Origin of the sequence: Aminobacter niigataensis, from assembly GCF_014200015.1 — a bacterium.
Lineage (GTDB): Bacteria > Pseudomonadota > Alphaproteobacteria > Rhizobiales > Rhizobiaceae > Aminobacter > Aminobacter niigataensis.
Genome location: NZ_JACHOT010000001.1, coordinates 209921 through 233720 on the forward strand (window position 1 = coordinate 209921; position 23800 = coordinate 233720).

Genomic DNA, 23800 nt, shown 5'->3' on the forward strand with positions numbered 1-23800 from the left:
GGAACCCGAAATGGCATCACGTCCGTCTTCCACCAGCAGGCGCCTCCTTGGGCTGGCCGCTGTAGCCACAACCTCGCTGCTTGTCGCCGCCTGCCAGCGGGCGGAGGAGGCAGTCGAACTGCCACCGCGTCCGGTCAAGACGGTTGCCGTTTCCTTCAGTGCCGAGGACACGTTCGGCTCGCTCGTCGGCGACGTGCAGCCGCGCACCGAAACCAATTTCGGTTTTCGGCAGGGCGGCGAGATCAGGGAGCGCGACGTGGATGTCGGCGACCGCGTCGAGGTCGGCGCCGTGCTGGCGCGGCTGGACACCGAAGACGCCCAGGATGCCGTGCGCAAGGCCGAGGCCAATCTGTTTGCGGCGCAATCGAATTTCGACAATGCCGACCAGACGCGCAGGCGGCAGGAGCAGCTTTATCCGCGCACCATCAGCCGCGCAGCACTTGATGCGGCGACCGCCCAGGCAAACGCCGCGCGGGCAGGCGTCGACGCCGCGCAGGCCGCCGTGCGCGTCGCCCAGAACAATCTCGACAACCGCGTGCTGAAGTCCAACGCCGCGGGCGTGGTCACCGCGGTGGGCGGCGATGTCGGCCAGGTTGTCGGTGGCGGGCAGATGATCGTGCGTGTCGCGCAACTCGTCGACAAGGACGCGGTCTTCCAGGTGCCGGAGGCGACCATCCAGTCGGCCAGCCGCGATGTCCGCGTCGAGGCGCGCCTGCTCAGCAATCCGAACAGCAAGGCAATCGGCGCCGTCCGCGAGATTTCTCCGGTCGCCAATCCGGTGACCCGCAACTTCACGGTCCGGGTCGGGCTGGAGACGGTGCCTGACGACTTCCGCTTCGGCAGCGCCGTGCGCGGCACGGTACAGGTCGCCGGTGACCCGGTTGCCAGGCTGCCGATGACGGCCCTGTTCAACCAGGGCAGCCAGCCGGCCGTCTGGGTGGTGGATCCCAAGACGAATACCACGAAGCTGGTGTCGATAGAGGTCCATCGCTTCGAAACGAGTGACTTCCTCGTCGCCAACGGCTTGCAGGACGGCGACAATGTCGTGGTGGCCGGCGTGCAGCAGCTTCGCCCGGACATGTCAGTGCGCCTGCTCGGGGCTGCCAAATGAACGAGGGCGGCTTCAACCTCTCGGAATGGGCCATCAAGCGGCAGGGGCTCATCGTCTTCCTGATGGTGCTTGGCGCCATCGCCGGGGCATTTTCGTTCCTGAATCTCGGTCGCAGCGAAGATCCCGACTTCACCGTCAAGACCATGCTGGTTCACGCCGTCTGGCCGGGCGGCACCATCGAGCAGACGGTCGACCAGGTGACCGACAGGCTGGAACGGACGCTGCAGGAAGTGCCGCGGCTCGACACGCTGCGCAGCCTGACCAGTGCCGGCCAGTCGATCATCTATGTCTCGCTCGAGGATTCGACCGCGCCGGATGAGGTCGCCGACATCTGGTACCAGGTCCGCAAGAAGGTCGGCGACATCCAGGCCACCTTGCCGGCTGGCGTGCGCGGCCCCTTCTTCAACGACGAGTTCGGCGACACCTTCGGCATCATCTATGCGCTGCAGTCGACCGACTTCAGCGATCGCGAGCTGCGCGACTGGGCCTACGAGGCGCGCAGCCGGCTGCTGCGTGTCCACAATATCGGCAAGGTCGAGATGCTCGGCACGCAGGACGAGACCATCTACATCGAGTTCTCGACCCAGCGTCTGGCAAGCCTGAGCATCAGCCCGGCGACGGTGATGAGCACGATCCAGGCGCAGAATGCCGTGATGCCGGCAGGCACCATGACATCGGCAACCGACCGCACCATCCTCGAAGTGTCGGGCGACCTTCGCGACGAAAACGACATCCGTGAGATCAACATCCCGACCTCCTCGGGTTTCGTGCGGCTGGGCGACATCGCAACCGTCACGCGCGGCACGGTCGATCCGCCCCAACCGATGTTCCGCGTCAAGGGCAAGCCCGCCATCGGCGTTGCCGTTTCCATGGCCTCAGGCGGCGACATTCTCGAACTCGGCCGCAACATCAAGCAGGTGATGACCCGCTTCGAGCACGACCTGCCGCTCGGCATCGACCTCGTCCATGTCGCCAGCCAGCCGGAGGTCGTCACCAGCGCCATCAGGGGCTTCACCGTCTCGCTGACCCAGGCCGTCATCATCGTGCTCGGCGTCAGCTTCCTGGCGCTTGGCTTCCGCGCCGGCATCGCCGTTGCGGTTTCGATCCCGCTGGTCCTGTGCATGACCTTCCTGGCCATGGAGATCAGCGGTATCGCCCTGCAACGCGTGTCCCTGGGTGCGCTCATCATCGCGCTGACGCTGATGATCGACGACGCCATGGTCGCGGTCGAAATGATGATGGCCAAGCTCGACGAAGGCTACGATCGCGTAAAAGCCGCGTCATATGCCTATACCTCGACGGCATTTCCGATGCTTGCCGGCACGCTTGTCACCATCGCCGGCTTCATCCCCGTCGGGCTCGCCCGCAGCGTATCGGGCGAATATGCGCGTTCGCTGTTCGTGGTCATTGCGGTCGCACTCATCGTCTCCTGGTTGATCGCGGTGCTGCTGACGCCGATCGTCGGTCTGGCGGTGCTGAAGTCGGGCGCAAAGTCGGCAAACAGGGGCGAGGGCGGTCTGGCGCGAGGATTCAAGAAGCTACTCCTTGCCTGCATCCGCATGCGCTACATTGTCGTCGCCGGCACGGTCGCGCTGTTCGTCGTAGCGCTGCTTGCTGCGCCGCTGATGAAGCGGCAGTTCTTCCCGCCTTCCGATCGTCCGGAACTGATGCTGCAACTGGTGCTGCCGCAAAGTGCGTCGCTGCAGGCGACTTCGGCGGAGGTGGACAGAGTCGAAAAGCTGCTCGCCACCGACAGGGACGTCGTCAGCTGGAGCTTCTATGTCGGCTCGGATGCCATCCGCTTCTACCTGCCCATGGACATCCAGGCGCCGGCGCCGTTCCGTGCCCAGGCGGTTGTGATCGCCAAGAGCGTCGAGGCGCGCGACGGCTTGCAGGCAAGGCTGCAAAGCGAACTCGACCAGCAGTTCCCTGATATCATCGCCCGTGTCTCGCCGCTGGAGATGGGACCGCCCGTGGGCTGGCCGGTCCAGTATCGCGTCATCGGCTCCGATGTTGCCGGTGTCCGCAGCCTCGCCTGGAAGGTCGCCGACGCCGTCGGCAATGTCAGCGGCGTCATCACGCCCAATCTCGACTGGAACGAGCCGATCCGGAAGGTGGTGATCGAAGTCGACCAGGATCGGGCGCGCCTCGTCGGCCTGAACTCGGCCGCCATCAGCCAGACGCTGTTTGCCACGGCATCAGGCCTGCCGATCACGCAGGTCCGCGACTCCATCTACCTGGTCAACGTCGTTGCCCGCGCCGCGGCTGACGAGCGTGCCAATGTCGAAACGCTGCGCTCGCTGCAGATCCCGGTAGGACCGAACCAGACGATCCCGCTGGCCAGCATCGCCAACATCGAATACCGCACCACCCAGCCGATCATCTGGCGGCGCGACCGCGAAACCACGATCACAGTGCAGGCCGACGTAGCGGAAGGCGTGATGGCCGACAGCGTCGTCGACCAGGCGTCAGCTGCGATCGACAAGTTGCGCCACGACAATCCAAATTACCGGATCGAGGTGGGCGGCTCGGTCGAAGGCGCCGAGACCGGCATGGGATCGGTGCTGGAGATGATCCCGCTGATGGCGATCGTCATGGTCATCATCCTGATGTTCCAGCTCCAGAGCATCCAGAAGTTGCTGCTCGTCATCAGCGTGGTGCCGCTCGGGCTGATCGGCGTCGTGCTGGTGATGCTGATCACCAACATTCCTGTCGGCTTCATCGCCGTGCTCGGCATGATCGCCCTGATCGGCATGATCACGCGAAACTCGGTGGTGCTCATCGACCAGATGGACAACCGGCTGGAGAGCAGCGGGATGTGCTGGCAGAGCGTCATCGACGTCACGGCCGAGCGCGTTCGTCCGGTGTTCCTGACCGCGGGTTCGACCATTCTCGGCATGTTGCCGATCATCCGCGATCCGTTCTGGGCGCCGCTGGCCTTCACCGTCATCGGCGGTCTGGTGGTGGCCGCCGTGCTGACGCTGATCTTCCTGCCTGCTCTCTACGTGCTTTGGTTCCGCATTCCGGAGGAACAGCCGGCATCGCCTGCACCGCAGGCAACGGCCCAGCCTGCCAGTGTGCCAGCCTGAGCATTCGCATGGAGACCGATGACTTTCCGGCGGACGGGCAGGGCGGTGCCATTGAAATCCGCCTCGAGGACGTGTCGCAACTGTTCGAGACGATGGACCCGTTTCCGTTCCGGGAACGGGATCTGGCGCGGGACGCGGACGAGTACATTTGCGGCTGGGCAAGTGAACTGCCCGCCGACCGGCCGCTGGAAATCAGGATTCACCTGCCTGCGGCGGTAGCCGACAGTGCCGAGGTTCGTGGCCTCGACGCGTCATTGTCCAACTATTTCGGCTACCGCGCCGGCGTCGTGGCGCGCGAACTGTCCGATGAGTTCCGCATCGGCCGACGGGCGTTGCTGATCGGGCTTGGCGTGCTTGGCTTTTGCCTGCTGTTGGGCCAGGTGTTTGTCGCCCTCACATCCTATGGCCGCATCGGGCACTTCGTCGAGGAAGGTCTCATCATCGTCGGTTGGGTGGCGCTGTGGCGACCGCTCGAGATATTTCTCTACGACTGGTGGCCGATAGCCCAGAAAAAGAGACTCTACCGGCGCCTGGCCGATGCCCGCGTGGGCGTCAGTTTCTACGACAAGGCGGGCGGCGAGGGTCTTGACCTTAAGTCGAGGCGCTCAAAATGAAACGCAAGGCAAAGCGTTGGGACGCACCGCTAATCCCCGGCTCTTGCCCGCAGGCTATGCTGCTGTGCAACACGCTTCGCATCGTCCGATCTTGAAGCAAAAGGAGTTACCATGTCTGACCTGATCGTCATCGTGTACCCGACCGAAGCCAAGGCCGAAGAAGTGCGCGAGCGCCTTTTCGAGCTGCAGAAACAATATCTCATCACGCTCAGTGACGCGGTCATCGCAACCAAGAACGATGCCGGCAAGATCAAGCTGAACCAACTGGTCAACACCACGGCCGCCGGCGCCGTCTCAGGCAGCTTCTGGGGCCTGCTCGTCGGCGTGCTGTTCCTCAACCCGCTGCTCGGTGTCGCCGTTGGTGCCGCGTCTGGCGCGCTTGGCGGTGCGATGAGCGACTTCGGCATCAACGACGCCTTCATGAAGGAGCTTTCGGGCAGCCTACAGCCCGGCAATGGTGCGCTGTTCGTGCTGGTCAAGGAAATGACCGCCGACAAGGTGCTGAAGGAGATCGCGGGCTTCGGCGGCGTGGTGCTCAAGACCTCTCTCGACGAAACCAAGGAACAGGCCCTGCGCGACGCCCTGCAAAAGGCATCTGCCGCGCCGGCGAGCTGAGGGGTTTAGCCTGGACATCGCAGCGGGCCGCAGCCCGGCCCGTTGCATCCGCCGCCACGCGTCGCGGAGCTGGTTGTCTGATTGTTTGACACAGGGGAGTTGGCCATCATGAACCGCCTGTTTGCAAATCCTGCCGCATTGCTGCTCATGGCTCTGGGCATGCTGACGGCCTGCGTTCCCCAGTCGCCGGGCCCCGGTCCTGGCCCGTCGCGTCCGCAAGCATGCACATTCGAATATGCGCCCGTATGCGGACAGCGCGGCGACCGCACCCGTACCTTCTCCAATTCCTGCATGGCTCGCGCCGACGGCTTCCGCGTGATCCATAACGGCCAGTGCCGCAGGCCCGAGCAGCAGCAGACTGCCTGCCCGGCGATCTATCTGCCGGTCTGCGCCGTCAGCGGCGCAAGGTGGCGCACCTTCTCCAACAGCTGCCTGGCGCGCGCCGACAATTTCCGGGTCGTGCATGAAGGCCGCTGCCGTTGACGACAGTGCATCCAGATGATCCGATCGAGGCAGTTGAAGTCGGGAAATGGGCAGCAGGGGTGGGGCAACGGCAGCATGAACGCATATCTTGCCACCGGCATCCTGGTGCTCGCACTGCTGCGGGTGGGAGATGCGATCTTCGTTCCGCTCGTGGTGTCGCTGTTCATCATAGCCCTGGTCTGGCCGATCCAGGCCGCGCTTCAGCGGTTCCTGCCACGGCTGCTGGCACTGTTCATCACGCTTTCAACGACGATCGCGATCGTTGTCGCCGTCGGCTCGTCCGTGGTCTGGGGCTTCGGTCGGCTCGGCCAATGGCTGTTCGTCAATGCCAGCAGGTTCCAGGCGATCTACGTCGACTGGACCGAATGGCTGGAAGAGCGCGGCGTGGCCGTTGCCGGACCGCTCGCCGACCGCTTCGACGTCAACTGGCTGGTTGGTTTCACCCAGGGCATTGCCGGCCGCCTGAACAGCTTTGCCGGGCTGGCGTTGCTGGTCTTCGTGCTGGTGATGCTTGGACTGCTCGAGGTCGAGGACTTCAACCGGCGCCTGGAATCTCCCGCCGCCCAGCCATATGGCGCCCGCATTCGCGCCGCCAATCGCGAGATCGGCATCAAGCTGCGCCGCTTCATGGCCGTGCGCACCTTCGCCAGCGTGCTGACAGGCCTCGTGGTCTGGGGCTTTGCACTGGTGGCCGGGCTGGAGCTCGCGGCGGCTTGGGGCGCCATTGCCTTCGCGCTCAACTACATTCCGTTTCTCGGACCGTTCTTCGCGACCATGTTTCCGACCCTGTTCGCGATCGCGCAGTTCGAGTCGTGGCAGATGGCCTTCGTTGTGTTCATCGGCCTCAACCTGATCCAGTTCATGATCGGCAGCTATCTCGAGCCCATTCTCACGGGTGCTTCGCTGGCGATATCGCCCTTCGCGGTCATCTTCGCCGTGTTTTTCTGGAGCTTCATGTGGGGCATCTCGGGCGCCTTCATCGGCGTGCCGATCCTGATCGCCTTCATCGTCTATTGCGCCCAGGCACCATCGTCCCGCTGGATCGCAGCACTCCTTGCGTCGGGCAAGACAGAGAAGCTGGAAGCGCAGGTCGAGCGCAAGGATTGAGACGGTCGTCCCTGTCGCAGCCTACCGGCCAACCATCGGCATTAACCGTCATGTTTCGGCCTCGTTGAACAAACCTTCGCGCGCGCTATGATATGTGCACGCGAAGGATCATGAGTGCAGGTGTCTCCTAGGCCAGCTTGAGCACGGACCTAAGTCTCAAGCCAGCCGCAGACGGCACCTGAAAACGCCACCGGGACGAGATGCACGTCCCAACGAGGGGGTTGGCATGGTTGCTCCTGGTAGAAGCTTTGCGCCGGAGAACCAGGATGGTTTTCTCGCCTCGGTAGGTCAGCACGACGGGCCTATTCCTCATTTCGAATTTTCGACCGATGATGTGGCGCGGGCCGATCAGTTCGACGCCTGGCGGCATAACTTTGCGACGATGCTCGACCTCACGCCAACCGGCAACTCGCCCGAGGTGATCGATGGCAGGCAGGTGATCTGGGACCTCGGCTGCCTGGCCTTCACCTCGATCAGCACCGGGGCGCTGAACTTCGCCAGCTTGCCCAACCATGTGCGCCGGGACACGCTCGATCACTGGATGATGACGCTGTTCCTCGATGGGGCGGCAAGCACCGTCGCCGGCAGCCGGGCCTTTGACGGCGGCGTCGGCGCGGTACAGCTCCATTCTCTGGGGCAGCCTTTCGACGGGCATGTCACCGACAGCCACATGCTGATGCTGCTCATCCCGAGGGATTTCTTCCAGGAGCATTCCGGCGCCTTGAGCCTGGCGGAGTTCTCGACCCTCGGTGGCGGCATGGGCTGCTTGCTCGCCGATTACATCGTCGGCCTTGCCAAACGCCTGCCGACGTTGACGGTTGCCGACCTCCCCGGCGTGGCAGCAGCGACGCGCGCCATGATCCTGGCCTGCATCGCGCCTTCACCCGATCATCTCGACGAGGCGAGGGCACCGGTTTCGAACATGCTGCTGGAGCGGGCGCGGCAATACATCAATGCCAATCTCTACAACCCGAACCTCGACAATGACATGCTGTGCCGTGCGCTCGGCATTTCGCGTACCAGGCTCTATCGCCTGTTCGAGCCCAGCGGTGGTGTGATGCGCTACATCTTGCACCGGCGCCTGGTCGATGCTCATTCGAAGCTCGCCGACCCGACCGAGACCCGGCGTATCTTCGAGATCGCCGAACAGCGCGGGTTCAACGATGGCGCGGAATTCAGCCGGGCCTTTCGGCGCGAGTTCGGCTACAGCCCGAGCGAAGTCAGGACACGCGGCCTGGGCGCCATACCGGCGAGACCGGTCGCCGACCTGGCCTCCCTCGAACCGGTCGAGCGGCTCGGCCATCTTCTCAGGCGCCTGCAGAGTTAGGTTTCGAGAACTTGCAGCTGGCGCCGGCTGCGCCCGACGGAAAGCGCGGCAACCGCGATCAGCACCATGCCGGTCGCTGCCACGCCAGCCATGAGAAGGTAGGTCCGCTCGCCCCAGCCGGCATAGACCTGACCGCAAAGCGCGGTCAGCAGCGCCATCAGGCCGGCCCACGCGCCGGCAAGCCATCCCTGGACCTGCGCCTGCATCGCGGGCGCAGCCAACTGGGCCAGCACCACGATGCTTCCCACATGTGTGGCGCCGAAGGTGAAGCCATGGGTAAGCTGGAAAACGGCAAGCAGTTCGACGTTGGGGTCGAATGCCATGCACAGCCAGCGACCGGTCGCGACCGCAGCCCCCAACAATAGCAGGAACATCGCAGCTCTGGCATTGCCGACGAGACGCCCGGCGATTGCAAACACGGCGATCTCCGAAACTACCCCCAAGGCCCAGAGCATTCCTGTCATGCCCTTGCCGATGCCTGTAGAGTGCCAGTGCAGCGTTCCGAAGGCGTAGATCAGCCCGTGGCTTGCCTGAACACAGGCCGCTCCAATCACGACGAGGACGATAAGGGGGCCGGCGCTGCCGCTTGGTCGAAAGGCGTGGCGCTCGCTGTGGCGCGTCGACGGCAGCCTTGCGACGGTCAAGGCGGTTAGGGTCGTCAGCAAGGCCGAGGCGGTGAGCAGCCATATGATCATATCCGGCTCGAACCACATGAGCAGCATGCCACCGGAAATGTTGGCCATGGCGAACGCGATCGAACCCCAAAGCCTGACGCGTCCGTAGTCAATGGCCGGCACTGTCGTGCGCGTCGCGCGCAGCGTGACGGCGTCGGCCAAGGCGATGAGCGGACCTTGCGCGAGGCCGATCGCTGCGACGAGCAGCAGGATCGGCAGGAAGGTGCTTGTTGCCCCGAGCAGGGGCGTGCCGATCGCAACCGCCGCGGCACATATCAGAAGCGCGCCACTCAGGCGCGCCTGCCGGTCGGCGACAGCCGTGACCACCGGGTTGGCAACAACGCGCGCCAGGAGCGGCATGGCCAGTATGATGCCGATGCGGCCATCATCGAGGTGCTGCGAACGCAGCCACACCGGAAAGAATGGCAAGTTGATGCCGAGTTCAAAGAACAGCGCGGCATACAGCAGCGAAAAACGCAGGCCAGCAGGCATTCGCCCTCAACAATGATGTCATGAGCATCGGACATCTTTGGTGAGGCTGCCATCCATCTGCGCATTAGTACAGACGGCGAGGTGGCGAACTTGTTGATTGCTGTTCAGAAATTCCATTGATACGCAATGTGTCCGGTAAGAGCCGTCACGTTAAATCCAGGGCGACCGGACGCAGCTATGCCTTCACCTGCAGATCAGGTCTACACCTGCAGATACTGCAGAATTTCGCCGAGGCTCACCACCTGGTTGAGCAACTTGAGCGGCAGCCGTTTCGGCGACATGGGCAGTCCGACAGCCGCTGCCGCCCTGACTTCGCTTGGGGCACAGCCCATTTCGCTTCGAAAGGACCGACTGAATGTCGCAGCGTCTGCGAAACACAGCCTCTCGGCGATCCGAGCGATACTCGTCATCGAATTGGGGTCAGACAGCTCCTTGTAGGCTGCCAACAGCCGCTGGCGCTGGATGTAGCGCGCCACTCCGTGCAGCGGCTCAAAAAGGACGTAGAGTTTTGAACGCGAGAGGCCGAGTTGCCGGCACAGCTTGTCCGGCCCGAGATCGGGAGCTTGAAGCTCGTTGTGGATCATCTGGCGGGCACGCTCGAGCATCGTTGCCGCGATATGGCCGTGAGCTTCGGCGACACGGTCAGCTGTCGGCGCCAGGCAGGCTGAGATCATCGCGCGCATCGCCTCGATGGCCTTGGGCACCTCATGTCCCGGTATGTGTGGCAGCCGGCGTTCGAATGAGATCAGGAAGTCGGCGAGCAGCCCGCCCAGACCGTCCGGGCTGACACTCCCTGGGTGCTTGTCGAGTACGCCTGCCAGAGGCCGCAGCAGGTCGCGCGGGATGTAGACGGTAGACACGCTCGAATCTGCTGCTGCGCCATCATAAGGGCGACCAAGCGAGCGGAAATGGACCTGGCGGCGAGGGACGTTTTGATCCTGTGCGGCATGCATTGCGCTTTCCGGCAGCACGAGGCACCAGTGGTCGAGTGGATCCTTGCCCAGATGATGCCATCTGCGCGGCACTTTGGGACCAGGCATGTACGACGTGGTGAAGGCGAGCTTGCCCAGGTCCCAGATTTGCTGCTCGAAGATGAAACCCTGCCGCGCTTCTGGACTTATGGAGACGTCGATCACCGAAGCATGGAAGGAGCGCCATGCCTCAAACTGGTGCTCGACCGGCAACTCGCGCGTATCGAATTTCAGCGTGGCAAGCAGTCCTGCTTCGTTCATGAAGTCTCCAAGATGCGGGTCGAACAAGCGGTCGCAACTTGAGGTGGAGAATGACTGAGCGCAGGCCGGTCGGCAATAGGACGGCGATCTCTTCGCGGCGATCGATGGCGAGATCAAGCCGGACTACGCACGCCCAAGCGGAAGGAAATGACGGTCGCGGGCGGCTCCGCCTCCCGGTGCGCCGCGCGTTCCTAATTCCAGGTGTCTGCCGGCAGTGCGTTCGAGGCTCCCCATCTCGGCAAACGCACTGCCGGTTCCGGGTTCGAACATCGCTCACGTTTGGGTCACGTCGGTGCAGCCAGCGATGCAAAGTGGATGACCATGACCAGGCAATAAAAGATGCCGGCAATTCGGTCGTGCGTCGTACCTCGCTATCCAGCTAAGAAATCGACAGGATTTCGAGTTCGCGCTGCCCTAGCTGCACAACATCGCCAACGGTTTTGCCAATCAGCGCGATGGCAACCGGCGAGCCATGCGATATTGAAGCTTCAGACGGGTTGGCTTCATCCTCACCGACGATGCGGAAGGTCTGGGTGCGGCCGTCATCACGCTCGAACGTAACGGTGTGACCGAAGGCGACCACTTCATTGGATGCAGGCATCGGCATGAGCTGGGCCGTTCGGACGCGCTCGGCATAATAGCGCATGTCTCGAAGCGGAACCGCCGACTGCCTTCGCCGCTCGTTGACATCTTCCAGCACGTTGGCTGCGTCGAGAGCCTGCTGGGCGCGCGCCAATTCATCTTGCAGCATCTTGAGACCCGCCTCGGTGACGAGGTTGATCCGGTCGGAGATGGGGCGAGCCGGCAGGATGGTTTCCGATGCTGCCTCGGCGCTTTCCTCCTTGGCAAATGCTACGCTCATTGGTCGGGACTCCCCTTCGAACACCCTCAGCAATCGGATAACCTAGAGCCGGCAATAAAGCTCCCACAATTTGACGGCTGGTCTCGGCCCAAAGTGGAGCAGCCAAGAGAGGTGAGGCTGGTGGATAGCCGGACTACAGAGGTCGATATAGGGATCGAAATGCGATCAGCGACCGCTCGGCTCGCCTTCTCCCGGAGTGGCTGGCCAAATCGGCCAACTCCAGCTTAACTCGGCAAGGAGCTCAGGAGTAGACACTCATGGCAAAGCACCGGATCTATACGACCGCCTTCGCAAGCATCTATCCTCTCTACGTCGCGAAAGCAGAGAAAAAGGGACGTACAAAAGCAGAGGTTGATCACGTCATCTCTTGGCTTACGGGCTATGATCAGAAAGATCTAAAGGCTCAACTGGAAAAACAGACTGATTTTGAAACATTCTTCGCAGAGGCCCCCAAAATCAATCCGTCGCGAGCCTTGATCAAGGGCGTTATTTGCGGTGTCCGCGTGGAGGATATCGAGGAGCCAACCATGCGAGAAATTCGCTATCTGGATAAACTGATTGATGAGCTGGCGCAGGGAAAAATGATGGACAAGATCCTGCGAAGAAATTGAACTAGAGAGCCGTCAATCTCCGTCCATTTGAGATTGTCTCAGGTTTCTGGCCGTTGCATGGCGGATGCGATAGGCCTGCCAAATGCAAACCAGGCAGCAGCTCGACATCGGAATGGGCGTCGATACCGGGAGCTTCCCGGATTCGCGCCGAGCCGTGCTGACAGCCGTTCAAACCACCTCGGGTACCATCTCGCGCAGTACACGGCGCAGGATGTTTCGGGTGGCGATTGTGGCGGCTGAGGGCGCGCGGTCGCGGGCGGTGACAAGCCGCACCTCGCGTACGATGGCCGGTTCGACCAAGGGACGCGCTACGATGCTGCGGCCCTTCAGCGCCGCCAGAGAATAAGCAGGCAGGATCGCTATCCCGGCACCGTTTTCGGCCAGCGAAAGAGCCGTATTTATCTGGTGCACTTCCAGTTGGGGCCGCAGTGGCAGCCCGGCCGACTCGAAGCCGAACTCGGTCAGCAACCGAATGCTGCTCTCACGCGTCAGTGTGATGATCTGGTGATCTCGAAGCTCGGCCCAGCGGATCTGCTGGCGTCCGGCGAATTCGTCATCGGGGGTGCAGAAAACCATCAGGCTATCCTGCAGCCCCGGCTGAGAGTCGAGCCCCGCTTCGCCCGGAGAGAAAGTACCGACACCGAGATCGCAGCGGCCGCTTCTTACCTGCTCGACAATGATGTCGGTGCTGACATCCTCGATGCGCAGGACTAGCTCGGAATGTGCAGCCGCAACTTCGCGTAGAACGCGCGGCAGGATCGTGCCGGCGATAAGCGGTGGCGCGGCAATTCGCACGAGGCCGCGTTTCAGGCTGCTGAGGTCGCGCACATATTCGGCTGCGCGATCGATTTCGTTCAGGCCGGCAAGGGCACCGGTTGCGAAGGCACGCCCGGCGTCGGTCATATCGACCCGCCGGGTCGTGCGGTCGAAAAGCCTTGCACCTAGCACCAATTCGAGATCGCGGATCGTATGCGAGAGATTGGCTTGAGAGGTCTGCATACTCTCGGCCGCGCGGGAGAAATTTCCCAACTCGACCACAGCCTTGAAGGATTCGATTTGACGCAAAGTCGGGCGCATCGGCAAACTCACTTATGTCCTATCCTTCATGAATATATACCGAATGTTCGCCTTCACACATGAAAAAAAATGGGGCCCGATGTCACAGGATTTGTCACGGCAGTGATTGAGGGGAGGAGATGTTTTTGGGCGGCCATGAGCACTGCCTGAGCCAAGTTTGCCGCGCCAGAACGGGCCCACTCTTCCTAGACAAGCACGCTACCGTCCGGTGCCGGACGACGATGAGGAACGCATATGAAATACACCCGCAAGGATGCCAAGGCCCATTCCCGCGCCACAATGCGCGGCGTCTGGGCTGCCGCCAACACACCGTTCCATGCTGACGGCTCGATCCACGAGGACCTCTACCGCCGCAATGTAGATCACTGGATAAACGATCTTGGCATCGATGGGCTGTTCATCGCCGGCAAGCAGGGCGAGTTCTTCTCTATGTCCATCGACGAGCGCAAGCGCATGTTCGATCTGTCCGTCGAGATGGCTGGCGACAAGGCGCAGACCATCATGTCCTGCTCGGATCAGAACATGGACGTGGTGATCGACCTTGCAAAGCACGCGCAAGCCTGCGGCGCCGACTACATCGTCGTTCATGCTCCGGTGTTGCATTTCCTGAAGGCACAGGACGAAACGCTAACCCGCTACTATGAAACCATCGCGTCGAAAGTGGACATCGGCATAGCGCTCTGGTCGCATCCCGACAGCGGCTACCTGATGAGCCCGGAACTGTGTAATCGCCTTGCCGATATCGAAACGGTCGTAGCGATCAAATATTCGGTGCCGCGAGACATGTACAAGAATCTGACCGCGCTTGCCGGCGATCGTATCCTTGTGTCGACAGCCTCCGAGGAGGAGTGGCTCGACAATATCCTCGAACTGAACTGGCAGCTTTATCTCTGCTCATCGCCGCCCTACACGCTGCAGACCAAGGCAGATCGGCGGATGCGCGACTACACCGATCTGGCCTTTGCCGGCAAGGCGGAAGAGGCGCGCGCAGTCAGCGCCAGTCTTCAGCCCGTTCGCGATGCGATCCGACGGACCCGTCCGGCAGAGAAGCTGCACTCCCATCAAAAATATTGGCAGGAACTTTTGGGCCAGGCCGGTGGTCCGGTGCGGCAGCCGCTCCTCGAATTGACCGAAGGACAGAAGCGCCAAACCCGCGAGGCTTTCGAGGCCTGCGGACTGAAACTTGCCTAAGCCACCAGGAGAGGATGAGATGAGCAAACTGAGCGCCTTTAATCTGCAGAAATGGATCGACGAGCACAAGCATTTGCTGAAGCCGCCGGTCGGCAATCAGCAGATATGGAAGAATGCCGACCTGATGGTGACCATTGTCGGCGGGCCAAACAAGCGCACCGACTATCACGACGATCCGGTCGAGGAGTTCTTCTATCAGCTGAAGGGCGACATGCTTCTCAAGCTGCACGATACCTCGACCGGCGAATTCTACGACGTGCCGATCCGCGAAGGCGATATTTTCCTCCTGCCGCCCCATGTCCGCCACTCCCCGCAGCGCCCGCAGGAAGGCTCTATCGGCCTCGTGATCGAGCCCTCCCGTCCTGAAGGCGCGCTGGATGCCGTGGAATGGTACTGCTTCGAGTGCACGCATCTCGTGCATCGCGCCGAGGTCGATCTGGAATCGATCGTCGATGACCTGCCCCCGATCTACGCCAACTTCTACAACCACAAGGCGTTGCGCACATGCCCGAACTGCGGGGCGGTGCATCCGGGCAAGGAGCCGCCCGCAGGCTGGGTCCAGCTCTGACTATGACCTCCGACAGCACCGTTTCAATCGGGGCTGATAGGCAAAAGACTGACAATAACAAGCAACAGGGGACCTCGCATCGTGAAGAAGACCATTCTCGCATTCAGCCTCTTCGTGGGCCTTGCAACCTCGGCCCTTGCCCAAGAGCCGGTGAAGATCGGCGTCATCACCACACTTTCCGGCCCGGGTGGCTATCTCGGCAAGGACGTCCGCGACGGCATGCAGCTTGCCATCAACGAGGAAGGCGGCAAGCTCGGCGGCGTGCCGGTCGACCTTATCGTCGAGGATGACGCAGCCAAGCCGGCGAATGGCCGCCAAATTGCCGAAAAATTCATGAACGAGCAGGGCGTCAAGCTGCTGTCCGGCATCATCTTCTCGAACATCGCCGGCGCGACCGTGCCGGACATCGTCGACAATGGCGCCCTCTATATCAGCGCCAATGCCGGCCCTTCGGGTCTCGCCGGCAAGGAGTGCAATGAGAACTACTTCGTCGTCTCGTGGCAGAACGACACGCTGCACGAGGTGTCCGGCATAGCGGCCAAGGATCTCGGCTACAAACGCGCCTTCCTGCTGGCGCCGAACTACCAGGCCGGCAAGGACGCGCTCGAAGGTTTCAAGCGCACATTCAATGGCGAAATCATCGGCGAGATCTACACCCAGCTGGAGCAGACGGACTACTCGGCTGAAATGGCGCAGATCCGCGCCGCGGCACCCGACGTGGTCTATCAGTTCCATCCGGGCGGGCTCGGCATCGCCTTCGTGCGCCAGTACCAGCAGGCCGGTCTTCTGGGCAAATTCCCTATGGTGCTTTCGGAGGCCAACGCCGATGGCGTAATGCTGAAAGCCCTTGGTGACGCGGTGATCGGCCAGGTCGCTACCAGCCATTGGGCCGAGGACCTGGACAACGAGGCGAACAAGGCCTTCGTTTCGGGCTGGAAGGCCGCCTATCCCGACCGTCCGCTGACCACTTACGCATCGCAGGGGTATGACACCGCGAAGCTGATCGCCTCTGCTCTCAAGGCAACCGGCGGCGTCGACGACATCGATGCGGTCCGCACGGCGCTGAGAAAGGCAGATTTCGTCTCTGTCCGGGGCGATTTCGCGTTCGGCCCCAACCAGCATCCGGTGCAGGACTGGCACCTCCTGGAGGTGGTCAAAGGCGAGAATGGCGTGGCGACCACGGTGACCCGCAAGAAATTGGCGGAAGATATTGGCGACAGCTATTCGGCCGCCTGCAAGCTCTGACCTGCACCAGCCACCGAACCGGCCGAACTGGGTGCGCAAGCTGCGCATCCACGGATCGCATTACCCAGCGCAGGGCTTGCCGATATGACACTCATTCTCGAACAGCTTCTGAACGGTTTGCTTTACGGCATCACACTGTTCCTGCTGGCTGCCGGTCTGACCCTGATCTTCGGCATCATGGGCCTGATCAACCTCGCCCATGGCTCGCTTTACATGGTGGGTGCGTTTGTGGGGGCCTGGGTGGCCAGCCAGACAGGAAGCTTCTGGCTGGGCCTGCCTGCGGCGCTGGCCGGCGCCATGCTGGCCGGTTTTGCGATTGAACTGGGTGTCATGCGACGGCTGTATGCGCGCGACCACCTGGATCAGGTGCTAGCGACCTTTGCGCTGATCCTGATCTTCAACGAGCTCACCGTCCTGCTTTTCGGCCGTGAGCCGATGTTCGTCGAGCTTCCCGCCTCGATCGCAACGCCGATCGAGCTGCTGCCCGGCCTGGTTTATCCGCCCTTCCGTCTTTTGATCATCGCAGCCGGCCTTGGAGTGGCCCTGGGCTTGTATTTCCTGATCAATCGGACGCGCATCGGCATGCTCGTGCGCGCCGGCTCGACCAATCGCGACATGGTCCGCGCGCTCGGTGTTGATATCCGGCTGCTCTACACGATGATCTTCGGCCTTGGCGCGCTGCTCGCGGGACTGGCGGGTTTCATGACCAGTCCGGTGCTGGCGGTCCAGGTCGGCATGGGCGAGCAGATCCTGCTGGCAACCTTTGTCGTGGTGGTCATCGGCGGCGTTGGTTCGATCAAGGGCGCCTTCGTGGCCGGCATCCTGCTCGGCATCGTCGACACATGTCTGCGTGCATTCCTCCCAGGAGTGTTGCGCGAGATCATGGCCGGTCCGGAGGCTGACGCTCTGGGAGTCGGCATCGCATCCATGGGAATTTATCTGATGATGGGTATCGTGCTTCTGTTCCGGCCCCAGGGCCTGTTTCAGGCAGGCGGCTGAGCATGCGGCAACATCTTATCTTCATCGCAGCGGCGATCGTGTGCCTGTCCGTCCTGCCCTTGGTGGCAGAGGCGACGGGCCAGCTGGCGCTGGTCGGCCTGACGTCGCGCATCATGATCTATGCGATTGCAGCAGCCAGCCTGAACTTCATCCTCGGCTATGGCGGGATGGTTTCGTTTGGCCATGCGGCCTTCTTCGGTATCGGCAATTACGTGGTTGGCATCCTGTATTTCCACCATGCCGAGGGCGTGCCGCTCTGGGGCTTCATCCCCGGTTCCAACCAGCTTTTGATAACGCTGCCAACAGCGGTCCTCGTGGCTGGGTTCGCGGCGCTGGTCATTGGCTCGCTGGCGCTGCGCACCAGGGGCGTGCAATTCATCATGATCACGCTGGCGTTTGCGCAGATGCTCTATTTCTTTTTCGTCTCGCTCAAGACCTATGGCGGCGAGGACGGTGTCATCGTGCGGGGCGCCAATGATCTCTTTGCGCTGAGCCTGCGCGACAAGACAGCGATGTATTACGTCATCCTTGTCGTGATGGTGTTGTTCTTCGCATTTCTTTGGCGGGTCGTGCACTCCTCGTTCGGCACGGTCCTGTCGGGCATAAGGCAAAACGAACGACGGATGACCGCGATGGGCATCAGCTCCTATCGCTACAAGCTTTACGGCTTCGTCCTGGCCGGAATGGGCGCAGGCCTCGCCGGAGCTTTGATGGCGGTGTTCATGCGCTTTGCCAGCCCGGACACGCTCCATTGGACCAAGTCCGGCGAACTGCTGATCATGGTCATCCTCGGCGGTGTCGGCACTTTCTTCGGCCCAATCTTGGGCGCGGCGGCCTTCCTGATCCTGCAAACCTACCTCGCTGCCTGGACTGAGCACTGGCAGCTTGCCATGGGTCTGATCCTGCTGGGGATCGTGCTTGGCACCAAGGGTGGCGCCAAGGGGCTGTTCGACTCCATTGCCCGTAAGCTTCGGACGGAGCCAAGATGAACACCATCCTGGCAATCGACGATCTGGTGAAACGTTTCGCAGGTCTGACCGCGACAGATCATGTGTCGTTGAACGTGGCGACCGGGCATATCCATGCCTTGATCGGCCCCAACGGGGCCGGCAAGTCCACGCTGATCAACCTCCTCTGTGGCGAGCTGATCCCCAACGAGGGGCGGATAACGCTTCTGGGTGAAGACATTACCGCGTGTCCCGCCGCGGAGCGGATGAAGCGCGGCCTTGCGCGGACATTCCAGATCACGAACCTGCTGAACGATTTCACCGTGCAGCAAAACATCAGCCTGGCGGTGCAAGCGAGGCAGGGAAACAACTTTCGCATCCTCGATACCGCGCGAGGGCGTGTTTCCATCCTGACCGAAGTGGATGAACTTCTAGCTGCCAGCCGCCTCGAGCCGCGTCGCGATGTGGTGGCGGGCAACCTTTCGAGCGGCGAACGCAAGCAGCTCGAGCTAATGATGGCGCTTGCTGGCCGGCCGAAGCTCCTGCTTCTCGATGAGCCGATGGCGGGGCTCGGCCGTTTGGAAAGCCAGCAGATGATCGAGACCCTGCGAGGTCTCCGCGGCAAGGTCTCCATGCTCCTGATCGAGCACGACATGGAAGCGGTCTATGCGCTGGCCGACCGTATCTCGGTCCTGGTCTATGGGCGGGTGATCCTGACCGGGACCGCCGACGATATCCGGGCCAGCGATGAAGTGCGGGACGCCTATCTGGGGTTGGAGGACGAACTGTGTTGAAGGTGCAGGGGCTCCAGGCTGCCTATGACCATGGCCAGGTGCTGTTCGATGTAAGCTTCGAGGTCAATGAAGGCGAACTCGTCACATTGATGGGCCGCAACGGGATGGGCAAGACCACCACGATCCGCGCCATCATGGGCCTTGTTCCGCCTGCGGGCGGACGGATCGAGATCGGGGGTCACGAGACTACCGGATTTTCCCCGGAGCGGGTGGCGCGGCTTGGCGTTGGCCTCGTGCCCGAAGGAAGGCAGGTGTTCCCGACGCTCACCGTGCGCGAGAATCTGGTCGCGACCGCTGCCAACCGCTCGGGGCGTTCGGACCCTTGGACTCTCGAGAAAGTCTATGGACTTTTCCCTCGTCTGCGGGAGCGGACGAGCCAGATTGCAGGGACGCTCTCTGGCGGCGAACAGCAGATGTTGGCGGTTGGGCGTGCGCTGATGACCAATCCGCATCTTCTCATCCTCGACGAGGCGACCGAGGGGTTGGCCCCGGTGATCCGGCTGGAGATCTGGAACTGCATCACCCGATTGCGCGCGCTTGGCCAGTCGATCCTGTTGATCGACAAGAACTTGGCAGTGCTGAAGAAACTCGCGGACCGGCATTACATCATAGAAAAAGGCCACGTCGTCTGGTCCGGCACCGGCACCGATCTCACGCGCGACCATGACAAGGTGCATTCCTATGTCGGTGTCTGAGGATATCTGCCTCATCGGATGGGGCGCGATCGGTGCCCGGGTGGCAGCGCTCCTGGCCGAGCGACGGAGCCCGGTTCGTATCGTTGCCGTGGCGGTGCGTGATGCGAGCCGCAGTCGTCGGGACCTGCCCAAGGAAGCGGCTTTGATTTCCCATCCGGCGGAGCTGGCGGGTGTCAAAGCGAAACTCGCCGTCGAGGTCGCGGGGCGTGACAGCGTCCTGCCCTGGGGTCGCGTGGTGCTTGAGGCCGGGATGGATTTCGCCATTTCCTCGACCTCGGCCTTTGTCGATGATCGCGTGCTGGCCGAGCTGACAAAACTGGCCCAGGCTCGTGATGCAAAGCTTCTGGTGCCGCCGGGCGCCTTGGGCGGGATCGATGCGCTGGCTGCGGCTGCGCGGCTGGGCCTTGCCTCGGTAGAACACCGGATCATCAAACCGGCGCGAGCATGGGCCGGCACCATAGCCGAGAACCGCTGCGACCTTGAGGCGCTAACCGAACCGACGGTGTTCTATGCGGACACTGCACGGGCAGCGGCCGATGCCTTTCCACAGAATGCGAACGTGGCGGTGATCACCTCGCTGGCGGGGATAGGTCTCGACCGGACACGGGTCTCGCTTGTTGCTGATCCGACCGCGCTTTTCAACACACATGAGATACACGCTGAAGGCGATTTCGGGCGGATGGAAATCCGACTGGAAAACCGCCCGCTGGCGACCAACCCGAAATCCTCGGAGATGACCGCGCTGAACCTGGTGAGGCTGATCGAGAACCGGGTGCTGCCGCTGCTGATCTGACCACACCTTGATATGGGGTCTGCTGCGGATCCGGTCACCGAGACATGGCAGTGCTTTCCATGTCCATGAATGCGGACCGCAGCGCCCCCATTCACCTAGCGCCGCTCACGGCAAGATCATGAGCTAGCGGCGGCTGCGATGTGGCCCGTGCGATACCCCCCCACCTACTGGCGCCGCCCCCTGCGCTCTGCCCGACATTGGCTCCTCAGTGGCGGCTGAAAGCGGCACGCCGATCGAACGTGCCTCATCGCACCGCCTGTTACCCGCGTGCAGGTCTTAGGCTGGCGCTGTTCCGTAAGGCGCATGGGAAAGAAGGGCGTGATGCAATGCATCTCCCATCCCGGTTCGCCACAACCAATTCATGTGAAAAATGACATAGATTTATATGAGTCTTGAGAATTGTCTCATGAGTGGGAAAGGGCGACTATTCTGCACGAACTGAAGCATCCATGGCTCGGGTTCATCGATTTCGAAAGCCGTCGAGTACATTAGGGACTATTTTCATGCAGATTTCCGATGTCCGTCTCTTCATCGGCGGCGAGTGGCGCAAGACCAAAGAAACGCTTCCCGTCATCAACCCCGCCGACGAGCAAATGATCGGCACGGTCGCTGTGGCCGAGACCTCCGATCTCGAAGCCGCGGTAAGCGCCGCTGCCGAAGGCTTCCGTGTCTGGTCCCGCACCTCGCCGGCCGAGCGCGCCCGCATCATGCTGAAGGCTGCGGCGCTGATGCGCGAGCGGATCGAAGAGATCGCCCTCTCGATTACCCTGGAGAACGGCAAGACCCTCAACGAAGCACGGCTTGAGGTAATCCGCGGCTGTGAATTCTTCGAATGGGACGCCGGCGAAGCGGTACGCTTCTACGGCAGGGTAATCCCGAGTGCGCCTGGCATCCGCTACATCGTGCTGCACGAGCCAATCGGCCCGGTAGCAGGTTTTGCGCCCTGGAATTTCCCGATGAGCCAACCGGCGCGCAAGATTGCCGGGGCGTTGGCAGCGGGCTGCTCGATCATCCTGAAATCCTCGGAAGAGACGCCGACCGGCGCTACCCATATCGCCAGAGCGTTTGTCGATGCAGGACTTCCTGCCGGCGTTCTGAACCTGGTCTATGGCATCCCGTCGCGGATATCGGAGTTTCTGATTCCGCGTCCCGAAATCCGTGCCATCGCGTTTACTGGCTCGACGCCGGTCGGCAAGCATCTCACCGAGTTGGCGGCGCGCTACATGAAACCCGCGCTGATGGAACTGGGCGGCCATGCTCCGGTAGTCGTCTGCGAGGATGCCGATCCGGTCGCTGCCGGCATTGCTTCCGCCAGTCGAAAATATCGCAACGCTGGTCAGGTTTGCACGTCGCCGACGCGGTTCTTTGTGCATGAGGCGCTTTATGATCGCTTCGTCACCGCCTTCACCGAAACCGCTGCCAAGGTACGTGTTGGCAATGGGCTGGATCCCGAGACCACGATGGGGCCGGTTGCAAACAACCGCCGCATCGCTGCGCTGGAAGAACTGGTGGCGGACGCGCAGTCGCGCGGCGCACGCTTGCTCTTCGGTGGCAGCCGGCTCAAGAACAATGGATATTTCTTCCCACCGACGGCACTCGCCGACTTGCCCGACGATGCTCGGGTGATGCGTGAAGAACCCTTCGGCCCGCTGGCAGTGATCAATCCGGTTGTGTCGATCGACGAGGCCATCGACAAGGCGAACAGCCTGCCCTTCGGGCTTGCCGCCTACGGCTTCACCAACTCGGTCGCAAATGCCGACAGGCTGATGAGTGGGCTCGAGGCCGGCAATATTTCGATCAACACGCTTGAGGCTTCGGTGGCCGAGACGCCCTTCGGGGGGGTCAAGGAAAGCGGCCTCGGGCGGGAGGGCGGTACCGAGGGACTGCATCATTATACGGTGGTCAAGAACGTCTCGTGCCGGATCCTTTGATTGGCGTGCAAGGCACGGGCCCTTTAGCGCGGATTAATCGGAAGAAGTTATGGAGCCGCGCTGCCTACTGATTGAGGGCCGCAACGAGGCCGGACAGGTGGAGTACGCCGAGAACCGGCGCGACAGGGAGAATAAAATGATCGACCGACCAGAAAGCGACGTGGATTTGTTCACGACCGAGGTCATGAAGGATCCTTATCCGGTCTATCGTATGTTGCGGGACCTTGGACCGGCGGTTTGGCTGGCCAAGCACCAAGTCTGGTGCATCACCCGATATGAGGGGGTTAAGCGTGTGCTGGGCGACTACCGCACCTTCACCACTTCGAAGGGCGTGGCGATGGACCCTGCGGTGAACGAAGCGACCTCCGGTCCCGGCCGCGCCAATTCGCTGACCAGCGATCCCCCGTTGCATGACGAAATTCGCCGCGTCACAGGCGCGCCGCTGACGCCGCGGGCGCTGGCGGAGATCAAAGAGCAGATCGAGACCACCGCGCGTAATCTGGTCGACGATCTATGCAAACGGCGCACGGTGGACGGTATGGTCGATGTGGCGCAAGTACTGCCGCTGACCATCGTCTCAGAAATGGTTGGCCTTCCAGAAGAGGGCAAGAAGTCGATGCTGCGTTGGGCGGCGGCGACCTTCAACGCTATGGGGCCCATGAACGAGCTTGGTTCGGAGGCGCTGCCACAGATTCGCGAACTGCATCAGTTCTGTATCAACGATGCGGTACCGGGTAAGCTCAAGGCCGACGGCTGGGCCGATCGGATCTACCAAGCTGCGGCGCGGGGCGAGATTCCGGCACAACAATGCCCCGGCATGATGCGGGAATACATCGGCCCGAGCCTGGATACGACAATCTTTGCCACCGGCCATCTGCTGCGCCACCTGGGCGACAATCCGGATCAGTGGCAGCTTCTTAGAAACAATCGGTCGTTGCTGCCAGGTGCCATTAACGAGGCACTGCGGATGGAGGCTCCAATCCGGCTGTTTAGCCGCTATGTTCGCGCCGAATCGACGTTCGACGAAATCGTCATTCCGGAAGGCGCACGGCTTCTGGTGCTTTATGCCTCGGCCAACCGCGACGAGCGGAAATGGCAGGATCCGGACAGGTTCGACATCACGCGCAAGAACGGCGACCATGTGGCGTTCGGCTTCGGCATTCACACTTGCGCTGGCATGCACCTAGCCAAGCTGGAAATCACCTCGCTGCTGAACGCCATGCTCGACCGCATCGCGAGGTTTGAGGTCGGCGAACCAGTGATCTCGATGAACAACACACTGCGCGGATACGATCGTCTGCCGCTGACAATCTATCCGGCTGAAGTTGCGGTGTGAGGTAGTT

At 62.0% G+C, this 23800-nt stretch carries 22 protein-coding genes; 18 read left to right on the forward strand and 4 right to left on the reverse strand.

Going from position 1 to position 23800, the window contains the following annotated elements; genetic code table 11:
• Positions 1-10: 10 nt before the first annotated feature.
• The 7 genes from GGQ99_RS01130 (at position 11) to GGQ99_RS01160 (ending at position 8346) form a co-directional block, all read left to right on the forward strand.
• On the forward strand, positions 11-1111 hold the full coding sequence (locus GGQ99_RS01130) for an efflux RND transporter periplasmic adaptor subunit (RefSeq protein ID WP_183260074.1): 1101 nt from the start codon (positions 11-13) through the stop codon (positions 1109-1111).
• The gene (locus GGQ99_RS01135) at positions 1108-4200 is read left to right on the forward strand and encodes an efflux RND transporter permease subunit (protein WP_183260076.1); all 3093 of its coding nucleotides are present in this window, start codon (positions 1108-1110) and stop codon (positions 4198-4200) included. The genes GGQ99_RS01130 and GGQ99_RS01135 overlap by 4 nt, the downstream gene beginning before the upstream one ends.
• A gap of 8 nt (positions 4201-4208) precedes the next feature.
• Complete coding sequence (locus GGQ99_RS01140) at positions 4209-4814, forward strand: hypothetical protein (protein ID WP_183260078.1); 606 nt, start codon at positions 4209-4211, stop codon at positions 4812-4814.
• Positions 4815-4925: 111 nt separating this feature from the next.
• A complete protein-coding gene (locus tag GGQ99_RS01145; protein ID WP_183260080.1) occupies positions 4926-5429 on the forward strand; it encodes a DUF1269 domain-containing protein in 504 nt (167 codons plus the stop codon).
• Between the two features lie 108 nt (positions 5430-5537).
• Complete coding sequence (locus GGQ99_RS01150) at positions 5538-5912, forward strand: Kazal-type serine protease inhibitor domain-containing protein (RefSeq protein ID WP_183260082.1); 375 nt, start codon at positions 5538-5540, stop codon at positions 5910-5912.
• A 75-nt stretch (positions 5913-5987) separates the two neighbouring features.
• Positions 5988-7019, forward strand: coding sequence for an AI-2E family transporter (locus tag GGQ99_RS01155; RefSeq protein WP_108607461.1), 1032 nt, complete (start codon positions 5988-5990; stop codon positions 7017-7019).
• Positions 7020-7245: 226 nt separating this feature from the next.
• Positions 7246-8346, forward strand: a complete 1101-nt coding sequence (locus GGQ99_RS01160) for a helix-turn-helix domain-containing protein (protein ID WP_183260084.1) — start codon at positions 7246-7248, stop codon at positions 8344-8346.
• Here GGQ99_RS01160 and GGQ99_RS01165 read toward each other — a convergent pair.
• From GGQ99_RS01165 to greA, 3 genes are all read right to left on the reverse strand, one after another.
• Entirely contained in the window at positions 8343-9512 is a 1170-nt protein-coding gene (locus GGQ99_RS01165) for an MFS transporter (RefSeq protein ID WP_183260086.1), read from the reverse strand. The two genes, GGQ99_RS01160 and GGQ99_RS01165, sit on opposite strands and share 4 nt — an antisense overlap.
• A 200-nt stretch (positions 9513-9712) precedes the next feature.
• Positions 9713-10771, reverse strand: coding sequence for a helix-turn-helix domain-containing protein (locus GGQ99_RS01170; protein ID WP_183260088.1), 1059 nt, complete (start codon positions 10769-10771; stop codon positions 9713-9715).
• 352 nt (positions 10772-11123) lie between these two features.
• Positions 11124-11606: a transcription elongation factor GreA gene (greA, locus tag GGQ99_RS01175; protein WP_183262319.1), complete on the reverse strand. Its 483-nt coding sequence runs from the start codon at positions 11604-11606 to the stop codon at positions 11124-11126.
• Positions 11607-11863: 257 nt separating this feature from the next.
• Between greA and GGQ99_RS01180 the strand changes: the two genes are divergently transcribed.
• Complete coding sequence (locus GGQ99_RS01180; protein WP_183260090.1) at positions 11864-12217, forward strand: DUF2200 domain-containing protein; 354 nt, start codon at positions 11864-11866, stop codon at positions 12215-12217.
• A 168-nt stretch (positions 12218-12385) separates the two neighbouring features.
• Here GGQ99_RS01180 and GGQ99_RS01185 read toward each other — a convergent pair whose 3' ends face one another.
• Positions 12386-13306: a LysR family transcriptional regulator gene (locus GGQ99_RS01185; RefSeq protein WP_245439772.1), complete on the reverse strand. Its 921-nt coding sequence runs from the start codon at positions 13304-13306 to the stop codon at positions 12386-12388.
• A 222-nt stretch (positions 13307-13528) separates the two neighbouring features.
• Here GGQ99_RS01185 and GGQ99_RS01190 point away from each other — a divergent pair, with 222 nt between their 5' ends.
• From GGQ99_RS01190 to GGQ99_RS01235, 10 genes are all read left to right on the forward strand, one after another.
• Complete coding sequence (locus GGQ99_RS01190) at positions 13529-14485, forward strand: dihydrodipicolinate synthase family protein (RefSeq protein ID WP_183260092.1); 957 nt, start codon at positions 13529-13531, stop codon at positions 14483-14485.
• A 19-nt stretch (positions 14486-14504) separates the two neighbouring features.
• Positions 14505-15053, forward strand: coding sequence for a 3-hydroxyanthranilate 3,4-dioxygenase (locus GGQ99_RS01195; protein ID WP_108607468.1), 549 nt, complete (start codon positions 14505-14507; stop codon positions 15051-15053).
• Positions 15054-15134: 81 nt separating this feature from the next.
• Complete coding sequence (locus GGQ99_RS01200) at positions 15135-16298, forward strand: ABC transporter substrate-binding protein (protein ID WP_183260093.1); 1164 nt, start codon at positions 15135-15137, stop codon at positions 16296-16298.
• 84 nt (positions 16299-16382) lie between these two features.
• Positions 16383-17297, forward strand: a complete 915-nt coding sequence (locus GGQ99_RS01205) for a branched-chain amino acid ABC transporter permease (RefSeq protein ID WP_108607470.1) — start codon at positions 16383-16385, stop codon at positions 17295-17297.
• A gap of 2 nt (positions 17298-17299) precedes the next feature.
• Positions 17300-18286, forward strand: a complete 987-nt coding sequence (locus tag GGQ99_RS01210; protein ID WP_108607471.1) for a branched-chain amino acid ABC transporter permease — start codon at positions 17300-17302, stop codon at positions 18284-18286.
• Positions 18283-19038, forward strand: a complete 756-nt coding sequence (locus GGQ99_RS01215; RefSeq protein WP_108607472.1) for an ABC transporter ATP-binding protein — start codon at positions 18283-18285, stop codon at positions 19036-19038. The genes GGQ99_RS01210 and GGQ99_RS01215 overlap by 4 nt, the downstream gene beginning before the upstream one ends.
• Positions 19032-19733: an ABC transporter ATP-binding protein gene (locus GGQ99_RS01220; protein ID WP_108607473.1), complete on the forward strand. Its 702-nt coding sequence runs from the start codon at positions 19032-19034 to the stop codon at positions 19731-19733. The genes GGQ99_RS01215 and GGQ99_RS01220 overlap by 7 nt, the downstream gene beginning before the upstream one ends.
• Positions 19720-20526, forward strand: a complete 807-nt coding sequence (locus GGQ99_RS01225; protein WP_183260095.1) for an aspartate dehydrogenase — start codon at positions 19720-19722, stop codon at positions 20524-20526. The genes GGQ99_RS01220 and GGQ99_RS01225 overlap by 14 nt, the downstream gene beginning before the upstream one ends.
• 503 nt (positions 20527-21029) lie before the next feature.
• Positions 21030-22457: an NAD-dependent succinate-semialdehyde dehydrogenase gene (locus GGQ99_RS01230; protein ID WP_183260097.1), complete on the forward strand. Its 1428-nt coding sequence runs from the start codon at positions 21030-21032 to the stop codon at positions 22455-22457.
• A 136-nt stretch (positions 22458-22593) separates the two neighbouring features.
• Complete coding sequence (locus tag GGQ99_RS01235) at positions 22594-23793, forward strand: cytochrome P450 (RefSeq protein WP_183260099.1); 1200 nt, start codon at positions 22594-22596, stop codon at positions 23791-23793.
• Positions 23794-23800: the final 7 nt, after the last annotated feature.